Here is a 9,055-nt window from a genome sequence, read left to right on the forward strand (position 1 = left end):
CCCCCATGCCCCTCCATCCCCACACTTGGTCGCCCGACCTGGTCGAGCGCGTCAAAGCGCTGTGGCTCGCCGGCGTGTCCGCCCGCTCCATCTCGGCCACGCTCGCCGCCGAGGGCATCGCCCGTAGCCACAGCTCGGTCATCGGCCGGATGCGGCGCGAGAACGTCAGCTTCCAGGGCCCCGGGGCCAGCAGGCCCCCCCTTGCACGTAAGCCCCACGAGGGCCCGCGGAAGGCCCCGAAGGCCCTCGTGGTTAAGGCGCCGCCGCCCCCGCCGAAGCCCGCGCCCCGCCCGGCCGCATCGGACGTTCTCCTGCCGGAGTCCCGCCGCGTCTCGATCCTCGACGTCCGAGACGGGGTCTGCCGCTGGATCGCCGGCGATCCCCGTCTGGACCCGACGGCCTGCGGGCACCCGGCCGATCTCGGCTCGCCCTACTGCCCGGCGCACCGGACCGTCGCGCCGAGGTCGCGCGAGGCCGCCTACGTCCCCGCTTTCCGGAAGGCCGCCTGATGAGCCGCATGAGCGACCGTGCCATCGACCTTCAGCACAACCACCAGGTGATGGAGCCGGACGACGAGGACGAGGCGCTGCCCCCGCACCTCGATCCGGACCGCCTCGCCGCTGAGCACCGCGCCCACGTCGAGGCGCTGCTCACCGACCTCGCCAAGCCGGAGTGATCCCCGTGCCCGAGCAGCCCCCCGCCGACGAGTTCATGACCCTCTGGGATTACGTCCCGGATCCTGGCCCGATGGTCCGCGATCCGATGTGGCGCCAGATCGCGCTGCAGGAGCTCACCCGGCCGGCCGACTGGACGCCGCCGGTCCCTCTGATCCGGGAGGCGGCCCCCCTGCCGCCGTGCGCCCGCCTGACGGCCCTCATCGACGACGCGGGCGTCGGGCGCCGGCGGCCCCGCGACGTAGCCATCGTCGAGGCCGCGATCGCGAGGAGCCTGCCGGCCGACGTGCCGACGTTCGTCTCGGCGGTTCTCTCGGTGCGCCGGGACGGCGAGGTCCTGGTCACGCGCGTGCGCCTGTTCGATGGGGGCGTCGTCGTCCTGAGAGTGGACGGGGGCCCCGAGCCCCACGTGCGTGGGTGGGATCCCGAGGGCGAGGACAGGCGCGCCTTCCACTACGTCGACGGCGCGTGGACGCGCGTCGAGAACGCCTGTGTCGGGGAGGTCATCTGATGGCGGGCGGGATCCTGACCGGTTCCGGTCTCGACGAGCTGGTGCGCCAGATCGAGGAGCTCCGGACGAGGCGCTACGAGGGGGCGTTCGACGAGGGCCTTGAGGCAGGTACGCCGCTGGGCGAGGCCGGTGCCTACGCTCAGATGGTCGCCGTCTGCGAGGACGTCCTCTGGCTCTACGGGGTGTACGGGGACGGCGAGCCGGTGGACGTGCTCGGCATCGATCGGATCGTGGAGGACCTCCCCAGGATCAGGGAGGGACGTCGGGCCCTCGTGATCCCCCGCGACCCGGAGACGCCCTGGCACGATGCGGGGGTCATCGTCCGCTACGGCCTGCGTGTCGACATGCTGGCGGCCGAGACGGGGCCCGAGGGGCAGCGCATGTGGCGCCTGCTGACACACGAGCAGACGTGGATCAAGTTCCGCGACGACGACGGGCGGACCCACTACATCCAGGTCCGCGGGCTCCCGCCGGTCCAGCAGGCCGCGCGGCACGCGTACGAGGCCGAGGTGCGCGAAGCGGAGGCGGTCGCGGCGGCGCTGAGGTCGGCGCGGCCACGCGGGCGGGTTGCCCGGTCGTACTTGGAACTCGACGCCGCTGTTGAGCCCCTTCTGCGCAAGCTGCTGGTGCTCGATCCGGACGCCCTCGTGGGGCACGCCCTCGTCAGGATCGGCGCGTTGCCGCCCGAGTTCCGCACGGCGCGGGTCGACGCGGCGGTCCCGACGCTCGCGGCGCACCACCGCCACGCCGGGTTCGACGTCGCGACGTGCTTGCACTGGCTCCGGGTGATCCGCCGCCGGGTGGCCGCGGTCGAGGCGGCGGGGCCCAAACCGCCCCCCTCCGACGATGCCGATGCCCTCGGTAGCCTCGCGTGGTGAGGCGCCGGATCCTCCCGGGCACGCGCCGAGGCTGCGCGTTCCACCGAACACCCTCCCGGGCACGCGCCGAGGCTGCGCGTTCCACCGAACACAAGGACACCTGACCATGGCCACCAAGAAGAAGCCCGCCCCGACCCCGTCCGCTCCCCTGTCGATCACGTTCGACATGAGCATCACCGAGGCCCACAGCCTCGATCGCTGCGTGATCAAGCATGGGCATCTGGTGACGGCCAGTCCGCCGTTCACGGCGAGGGATGACGGGGACTCCCACCTCTCCCGCGATCCGGAGGACGAGTTCCTGGGGGAGATCCTCGGCGTCGAGGAGGGGCGGCTCCTGCTCTTCCGCCGGCGGGACCCGGACGCATGCCCGGCCCATTTCGGATGGCGGCCGACCTTGGGGCGGCAGTACATCGTCTTTCGGTTTTCGGAATCCGACGACGGCGATGCGTCGGCGGAGCTCCTCGCGGACGATAGCGCCGAGGCCGTCGATGACGCGATGCGGCAGATCTACCGCCGGTACCGCCCGAACCGGACCTACACGCGGACGGCCGAAACGCTGGGACTTCGAGCATGTCCCAGTAACCATCCCCCGCCGTGTTAACCGCAGCCTCTATTTGCCGTTGCAGTCGAAGCCCCCTCGATTCAGAATCGCACCATGCTCAATTCGAAGCCCACATTCGTCCTTCACGCCGGCCCGTTCGACTTCTCGGACGGCGCCCGCGACGAGGCCTCCATGGCCGGTACGGACACGCTGATGTCGCTCGACGTCGCCGCGTGGGCCCCCGAGCTAGCGGACGCCCTGGGCTTCCCGACCTTCTCCACCGCGCAGCTGCGGGCCGCGACGCGTGCCCCGGATCCTCATCGACTGAAATCGATGCAGCCCGGACACGCGATCTACACGACCCGCCAATACCTGCTCGACTGGAGAAATACGTGGCTCGCCCCAAGCAACCCTCCCGCCTTGTCTTCGACCGGAAGCGACAGGTCTGGGCAATCGCAGACTTCATCGATGGCGAGCGCTACAAGCGCAGAACACGACACGGCCTTGCAGCTCGCGGCGCGGCTCAAGAGGAGCTCGCGCTCCACATCGCGGAGCAAGGGCGCCTAGCCCGAGAGCGGCTCATGGCCTCGCCGGATCACGACGACCCGGCGAATTCCAACCCCCGCCTGGTGTCCGTCGCCGCTTGCTTGACGTTCTACGGCGCCCGCATGGAGGGCACGAAGAATGCCGCCTTGGTCGGCCAGCACATCGTCCACCTACTTCGCATCCTGAGGGGCCTGACGCTGGCGCAGATCCGTGGATCGACGTGCCGCGACTACGTCGAGAAGCGGACGAGCGAGCGCTACACGAAGCCCGGCTGGAAGATCTCGAAGCCGATCTCGACGTCGACGGCCCGGCGCGAGCTCGGGACCCTGTCGGCCGCCATCAACGCCTGGCATCGGGAGTACAACCTCTCGTCGGTTCCGGTGCTCGAACTGCCCAAGGCCTCGAAGGGCCATCCGGACTGGCTGACCGAATCGGAGTTCGAGCGCCTCCTGAAGGCGGCCTCCGGGTTCCGCTGGTTCTCCTCAGACATCGCCACGCGCGAGCCGTACTGGCAGCCGATCGAGGGCCTGCGCCACGAGCCCGGCGACCAGCTGGTGCGGTTCCTCCAGATCGCGTTCTACTCGGGCACCCGGAGCGCGGCCGTCCTCGACCTGCGCTGGCGCAAGCACAAGGTCGCCGGGTACGTGGACTTCCCGACGGTGACGATGTTCCGCGAGGGCCCCGAGGCGCCGGCATCCCGCAAGACGCAGCCCCCGTGCCGGATCCACGATCGCCTGCTCCCGCTCCTCAAGGAGTGGCGCGAGGAGGACCTGGCGGCCGGCGTGTCGCGCGTCGTCCATCGGAACGGTGCCGCCGTGAAGCGGGTCAGCAAGGGGTTCAGGATGGCCGCGATCCGGGCCTGCCTGGACCGGCGCGACATCGACGGGACGCACCGCGTCACCGACCTGTCGGCCGGCCTCGCCGCCGACCTGCCCGAGGAGGAGGAGGGCTACCTCTCGGAGGAGGCCGAGGGCGACGCCGACGAGATGGGTTGGCCGACGCCGCACATCCTCCGGCACTCCAGGGCAACGATCATGCTCCGCGCCGGCGTGCCTCCGGTGGAGGTGAGCGAGTACCTCGGCATGTCGCTGGCCATGGTCCTCAAGGTCTACGGCCACACGTCGAGCGCCTACCAGAAGGCGGCTGCGGCGGCCTAACGCGGAGCTTTATTTTTTACAAGCACCCCTTGCTTTCGGCCCCGTTGCTTGTATATTTACAAGCAACGGGGAGACGGTCTCCCCGAGGGAACCGCACCGATGTCCAAACTCACCGCCGCCAACGTCGCCCACAACCAGGCCGTCGAGCACGCCCTGAACGAAATCATCACCCAGTCCGACCTCGACACCGCGCTCGCCGAGATCGCGGCCCTCTCCGCCCCCACCGAGACCGCCACGGTCGACCTCGACGACCTCGGCTCCGATGCGATCGCGGTGCTGGGCGACGGCTCGGTCCTCTGCTGGGGCAATGAGCACAGGATCAACGGCCGCACGTACCGCGACATCGTCGTCGCCGGCGGCGCCGAGGACGGCCATGGCGTCATGAACGCCGAGCTCCAGGCCGAGATCTGGGAGGACTCCCAGGTCTGCGCCGACTGAGGGCGCGGACCGGCCGGGGGATCGCCCCCCGGCCTCAGGCGAGAACCCTACCCCCCAGCACAGAGGATCCGGACATGGCCAGGATGGTGGACTTCGACAACGACGGCGTGGACTTCGACGACGGCCTGCGCCTGACGACCGAGGGCGAGTTCAGGTTCGACGGCAATTGGATCGTCCGGGTCGGCGTCTACCGCCGCTACCAGGGCGAGCGGGACTTCGAGCGCGAGGCGACCGTGCACGTGCGCACCGGCCTGACGGCCCGCACGATCGAGGCCTCCGTGCTGCGCAAGCGCGCCGAGCGCCGCCTCTCCGGCGACTGAGGCCCGCCCCTCGGGAGGGGTGTGAGACCTCCCGATCCCGGGCCTCAGGACCGAACCCAGCCCTTCCGGAAGGACCACACCCATGAAAGCTGTCATCCCCGCCATCGAGGCCGTGCTCGCCGCGTCCCCGTCCCGGGACGAGGACGCGACCGTCTACGCCATGTTCGGCGCCCTCGGCACGATCGACGCCGAGGGTCGGGCCGCCGCCAAACGCGCCTTCCCGGAGCACCCCGCCGTTGCCGCGATCCTCACGTTCGACTTCTGCACCTCCGACGACCACGCTACCGTCGCCGCCGCCCTGGAGCCGCACGCCGCCGCGGCACCGACGCTGCGCCAGTCGACCGAGGACGACGAGTGGACGGCCGCTGAGAGGGCCGTCTACGCCGCCAGGACCTTCGTCGGAGAGGTAGCTCGGATGACCGGCCACGGACGCGCCGGCCACGACCGCTGGGAGGCACGCGAGCACTTGATTGCGACTCTGCGAAACCTGCAGGTGCGCCATCTTGAGGAGGTCGCGTGCGATCTCATCGGCCAGTTCCCCGGGTACGACGTCCGCGGTCAGGGGTGGTGGGCGTGGGGCGCGCCGGGAGGCATGAGCATCCAAGTCCGCGTGGGTGGCAGGCCGATCCTCTCGCTCCCCGGAGACGTCACGCGCCGCGAGGTCGAGATGGCGATCCTCGGCTGGAAGGCCGGCAACGACCAGGGCCTGCACGAGGGCGCCGAGCGCATCCGCCGGGGGATCAAAAACCTCCTCGAAGTCGAGGCCGCCTGAAGCCTGCACCTCCACCGGCCCCCCATCACGGGGCGGCCGGTGTAGAATTGAAACGCCCGTCCTGCGCAGGAGCCCGCACCGTGTCCTTCGATTTCCCCAAGCCGATCCGCGAGGCCAAGGTCGACCTCTCGGGTTTGACCGAGGCTCAAATCCTCATCCGACGGGGCGTCATCAGCCTCGGCGAGCGAGCCTTCGGGCCGCGCTGGCAGAGCTTCTTCGCGACGGCGCTCTCGGAAGTTGCGGGCCGGCGCATCACCCAGGCGCAGGTGTCGCAGTGGATTTCGGGCTCCCGCCCCGTGCCCGATGCCCTGTTCGAGCCCACTCGGCGTCTCGCGATCCGAGCGGCCGAGGACCTGGAACGCCGCGCGGCCGAGATCCGGATGGAGTGGGCCCCGGCGGCGCCGGAGGAGGACAAAGCCGACCTCGCGACACTGGCCTGAGGGCGGGCCCTGCGTCGGAAGGACCAGGGACTAGACAAGCGTAGTCGAAAGTCGATATAGGGGGCTATGTCGACTTTCGAGGTACACCATGGCTGAGGACGTCCGGCTCTCCGACACGACCCTGCGCGCGCTCAAGTTCCTGCTCTCGGCTCCCCTTGAGGGGAGGTCGGGCGCGGAGATCAGCAAGTCCGCCCGCATCGGGTCGGGGACGATGTACCCCATGCTCGCCCGGCTGGAGACCGCCGGCTGGGTCGAGGGGAAGTGGGAGGAGGTGGAACCGAGCGAGGCCGGGAGGCCGAGGCGACGGTTCTACACGCTGACGATGGCAGGGCGCGCCCGGGCCCGTGCCGCGTTCGCCGAGTACCAGGTCGCGCCGGAAGGAGCCCTCGCATGGAACTCCTGATCGGGCTGCTCATGAACATCCTGGGCGCGGACCTCTACGACCGCTGCCCGAGGCTCGCCCGCTTCCTCATCCGCAAGGCGGCCGCCCGGCTGCCGGAGGGCAAGCGGGAGTCCTACGCCGAGGAGTGGTCATCGCACCTCGCCGACTGCGACACCAAGCTCGATCAGCTCCGGCATGCTCTCGGCTGCTGGTGGAGCGTCGGCGGGATCCTGAGGACCGAGCCGCAGCCAAAGCGGGCTTACAGCCTCGACGCGCTCATCCTCGGCTCCGGCCTCATGCTGGTCGGATCCACCGCGGAGGCGATCATGTCCGCGATGGCCGGCGCGCCCTGGCTGTACCTGGTGAGCTACCTGTTCCAGATCCTGCCGGGAGCCTTCGTCGTCGTCCTGGGGATCCGGATGCGTCTGAAGGATGGGCGGTACGTGTATATCTGACGCCCGGAGCGGGGTCCCGGAATGGCCCCGCAATTACGAAATCCGGCCCGCATGGCCGTGCATGGCGCTCGATCCAATCGAACGGCGTTGCATGGGAATTGACGGGCCGGACGCCGGTCCCTAGGAAAGTTGCGGCGGGGTGAGAGCCTTGCCAAGGTTGGGGTCGAGGGTTCGAATCCCTTCGCCCGCTCCAATTTACATAGCAGTACGAACGACTTAAGGGCTGCCTTCGGGCGGCCCTTGTCGTTTGCGCTGACCGGCGGAAGCAGGGCGGAAGCATTCCGCCTAATTTGCTGGTGAACGGAGACCGGCAGCGTAGGGGCGCGGCCGAACTCTTCGCGGTCAATCTCCTTGGCGAGCGCCAAGCTCTCGAATGGGCGCCGCGACATGCTCGCCGCCACGAAGATTGCTGGTGGCCTCGGCCTGCTACGGCGCAGCGCCGAGCGCTTGGTCGAAGCGATCTCCCTGGTTGATCGCCCCCGACATATGATGTGTAGGCGCCGAATACCGCTTTAGACACTCGTTGTCTTTGGAGCGAAGCGGAAGAGGCCAGACGCCGCGCGGGTGCCTCACGAGGTCGATCGCCGACGATATACTGTCTCGTATACGTGCTGCCTGAGGCCTTTTTGACCTAATTGCTCGCCAGCTAACCAAAGCGTTGCGTCGATGCAACATTCCCACAGCACCGCGCCCCACACCAAGATTCGGCGTTGATCGAGAAGATCGGCTGGCACACAGTGTTTTGGCACTGGGGGCATCGCAAAAGCGGGCCCGATGAGCCCGCACCAAAAAGCGGGCCGCAAAACAAAGTGTGACGCGATCGGCCCCGGCCCCGCGACCACACGATCCTCGGGTCTCGAAGCTTTTGGAGATATCTATGACGCTCTTGAAGAGCACCCTGCTCGCTTCGGCCGCCGGCTTCGCCGCCGTCGCCGGCGCCCAGGCTGCCGATTTGCCGGTCAAGAAGGCCGCCCCCATCGAGTACGTCCGCGTCTGCTCCGCCTACGGCGCCGGCTTCTTCTACATCCCCGGCACCGACACCTGCCTCCGCCTTTCGGGTCGCGCCCGCTTCGACGCTGCCTACCAGCCGTCGTACTCGCGTCAGAACGGTTCGAATAACGGTGACTCCACCGGCTACCGCACCCGCCTGCGCATCAACCTCGACGCCCGCACCCAGACCGCCTACGGCACCCTTCGCGCGTTCGTGCGCCTGGAAGCCGGCAGCGGCTCCGGCTATTCCGGTCTCGGCACCTCGGGCACGACTCAGCGCATCGGCAACGCCTACCCGGGTCTCGGCGTCGACAGCTTCGGCCGGCTGCAGCAGTACGTGAACGCCGACAAGGCCTTCATCCAGTTCGCGGGCTTCACCGCCGGTCGCGCCTCGTCGTTCTTCGACTTCTACGCTCACGACTTCGAGCTGGCCGGCGCCACCGCCGGCTCCGACGTGTCCTCGACCAACCTGCTGGCCTACACCGCAACGCTCGGCAACGGCTTCTCGGCGACGATCTCGGCCGAAGACCCAACCTTCCGCCGCTCGCCGATCTTCTCGCCGAGCAGCAACGCCGCTAACGTCACGCTCAACACGGCAGCGGCCGCGTTCGGGCAGACCAACTCGCCGATCCCGGTGTTCATCGGCTACACTGGAGCGAACCCGACCCGCTACAGCTTCGTTGATGGCATCGAGCGCAACCGGATGCCCGACTTCGTCGGCGCCCTGCGCTACGATGCGGCCTGGGGCTCCGCCCAGCTCACCGCCGCGGTGCACGAGCTGAACGTCGGCAACGTTGCCAACGGCGCCGGTACCGGTACGGGTACCAACGTCAGCATCCCCCACACCAGCAACGACTACGGCTACGCGGTCCAGGGCGGCGTGAAGGTCAACCTGCCGTTCATCTCCCCCGGCGATACCCTCTACCTGCAGGGCGCCTACGGCGTCGGCGC

General features: G+C 69.2%; 14 protein-coding genes. All 14 read left to right on the top strand.

Going from position 1 to position 9,055, the window contains the following annotated elements; all coding sequences use genetic code 11:
* Positions 1 to 509: GcrA family cell cycle regulator (locus FV227_RS26570; RefSeq protein WP_147860293.1), on the top strand; the 509-nt coding region annotated here is incomplete at its 5' end.
* Positions 510 to 517: 8 nt separating this feature from the next.
* Positions 518 to 676, top strand: a complete 159-nt coding sequence (locus FV227_RS29350) for a hypothetical protein (protein ID WP_187274963.1) — start codon at positions 518 to 520, stop codon at positions 674 to 676.
* A gap of 5 nt (positions 677 to 681) precedes the next feature.
* Positions 682 to 1,185 carry a hypothetical protein gene (locus tag FV227_RS26575; protein WP_147842680.1) on the top strand — a complete coding sequence of 168 codons (504 nt, stop codon included), beginning with the start codon at positions 682 to 684 and terminating at the stop codon, positions 1,183 to 1,185.
* Positions 1,185 to 2,063 carry a hypothetical protein gene (locus FV227_RS26580; RefSeq protein WP_056250408.1) on the top strand — a complete coding sequence of 293 codons (879 nt, stop codon included), beginning with the start codon at positions 1,185 to 1,187 and terminating at the stop codon, positions 2,061 to 2,063. Before FV227_RS26575 ends, FV227_RS26580 begins: the two co-directional genes overlap by 1 nt.
* A 106-nt stretch (positions 2,064 to 2,169) precedes the next feature.
* Positions 2,170 to 2,664, top strand: a complete 495-nt coding sequence (locus FV227_RS26585) for a hypothetical protein (RefSeq protein ID WP_056250405.1) — start codon at positions 2,170 to 2,172, stop codon at positions 2,662 to 2,664.
* 54 nt (positions 2,665 to 2,718) lie between these two features.
* On the top strand, positions 2,719 to 3,171 hold the full coding sequence (locus tag FV227_RS30150; protein WP_056250404.1) for a hypothetical protein: 453 nt from the start codon (positions 2,719 to 2,721) through the stop codon (positions 3,169 to 3,171).
* Positions 3,172 to 3,185: 14 nt separating this feature from the next.
* A complete protein-coding gene (locus FV227_RS26590) occupies positions 3,186 to 4,307 on the top strand; it encodes a tyrosine-type recombinase/integrase (protein WP_056250401.1) in 1,122 nt (373 codons plus the stop codon).
* A 99-nt stretch (positions 4,308 to 4,406) separates the two neighbouring features.
* Complete coding sequence (locus FV227_RS26595; protein ID WP_056250399.1) at positions 4,407 to 4,745, top strand: hypothetical protein; 339 nt, start codon at positions 4,407 to 4,409, stop codon at positions 4,743 to 4,745.
* Between the two features lie 74 nt (positions 4,746 to 4,819).
* A complete protein-coding gene (locus FV227_RS26600; RefSeq protein WP_056250396.1) occupies positions 4,820 to 5,065 on the top strand; it encodes a hypothetical protein in 246 nt (81 codons plus the stop codon).
* Positions 5,066 to 5,147: 82 nt separating this feature from the next.
* Positions 5,148 to 5,837: a hypothetical protein gene (locus tag FV227_RS26605; RefSeq protein WP_056250394.1), complete on the top strand. Its 690-nt coding sequence runs from the start codon at positions 5,148 to 5,150 to the stop codon at positions 5,835 to 5,837.
* A gap of 80 nt (positions 5,838 to 5,917) precedes the next feature.
* On the top strand, positions 5,918 to 6,277 hold the full coding sequence (locus FV227_RS26610; RefSeq protein WP_056250392.1) for a hypothetical protein: 360 nt from the start codon (positions 5,918 to 5,920) through the stop codon (positions 6,275 to 6,277).
* Between the two features lie 88 nt (positions 6,278 to 6,365).
* Complete coding sequence (locus FV227_RS26615) at positions 6,366 to 6,680, top strand: helix-turn-helix transcriptional regulator (RefSeq protein WP_056250390.1); 315 nt, start codon at positions 6,366 to 6,368, stop codon at positions 6,678 to 6,680.
* Entirely contained in the window at positions 6,668 to 7,114 is a 447-nt protein-coding gene (locus FV227_RS26620; RefSeq protein ID WP_056250388.1) for a hypothetical protein, read from the top strand. The genes FV227_RS26615 and FV227_RS26620 overlap by 13 nt, the downstream gene beginning before the upstream one ends.
* Before the next feature lie 877 nt (positions 7,115 to 7,991).
* Positions 7,992 to 9,055, top strand: a 1,064-nt coding sequence (locus FV227_RS26625; RefSeq protein WP_147860294.1) for a porin, incomplete at its 3' end; no start/stop codon positions are given.

It is taken from the genome of Methylobacterium sp. WL119, assembly GCF_008039875.1.
Taxonomy (GTDB): Bacteria; Pseudomonadota; Alphaproteobacteria; order Rhizobiales; family Beijerinckiaceae; genus Methylobacterium.

Coding starts and splice junctions, on each gene's coding strand:
- FV227_RS26620 (WP_056250388.1), top strand. CDS start 6,668: ATGGAACTCCTGATCGGGCTGCTCATGAACATCCTGGGCGCGGACCTC.
- FV227_RS29350 (WP_187274963.1), top strand. CDS start 518: ATGAGCGACCGTGCCATCGACCTTCAGCACAACCACCAGGTGATGGAG.
- FV227_RS26580 (WP_056250408.1), top strand. CDS start 1,185: ATGGCGGGCGGGATCCTGACCGGTTCCGGTCTCGACGAGCTGGTGCGC.
- FV227_RS26585 (WP_056250405.1), top strand. CDS start 2,170: ATGGCCACCAAGAAGAAGCCCGCCCCGACCCCGTCCGCTCCCCTGTCG.
- FV227_RS26615 (WP_056250390.1), top strand. CDS start 6,366: ATGGCTGAGGACGTCCGGCTCTCCGACACGACCCTGCGCGCGCTCAAG.
- FV227_RS26605 (WP_056250394.1), top strand. CDS start 5,148: ATGAAAGCTGTCATCCCCGCCATCGAGGCCGTGCTCGCCGCGTCCCCG.
- FV227_RS26595 (WP_056250399.1), top strand. CDS start 4,407: ATGTCCAAACTCACCGCCGCCAACGTCGCCCACAACCAGGCCGTCGAG.
- FV227_RS26600 (WP_056250396.1), top strand. CDS start 4,820: ATGGCCAGGATGGTGGACTTCGACAACGACGGCGTGGACTTCGACGAC.
- FV227_RS30150 (WP_056250404.1), top strand. CDS start 2,719: ATGCTCAATTCGAAGCCCACATTCGTCCTTCACGCCGGCCCGTTCGAC.
- FV227_RS26590 (WP_056250401.1), top strand. CDS start 3,186: ATGGCCTCGCCGGATCACGACGACCCGGCGAATTCCAACCCCCGCCTG.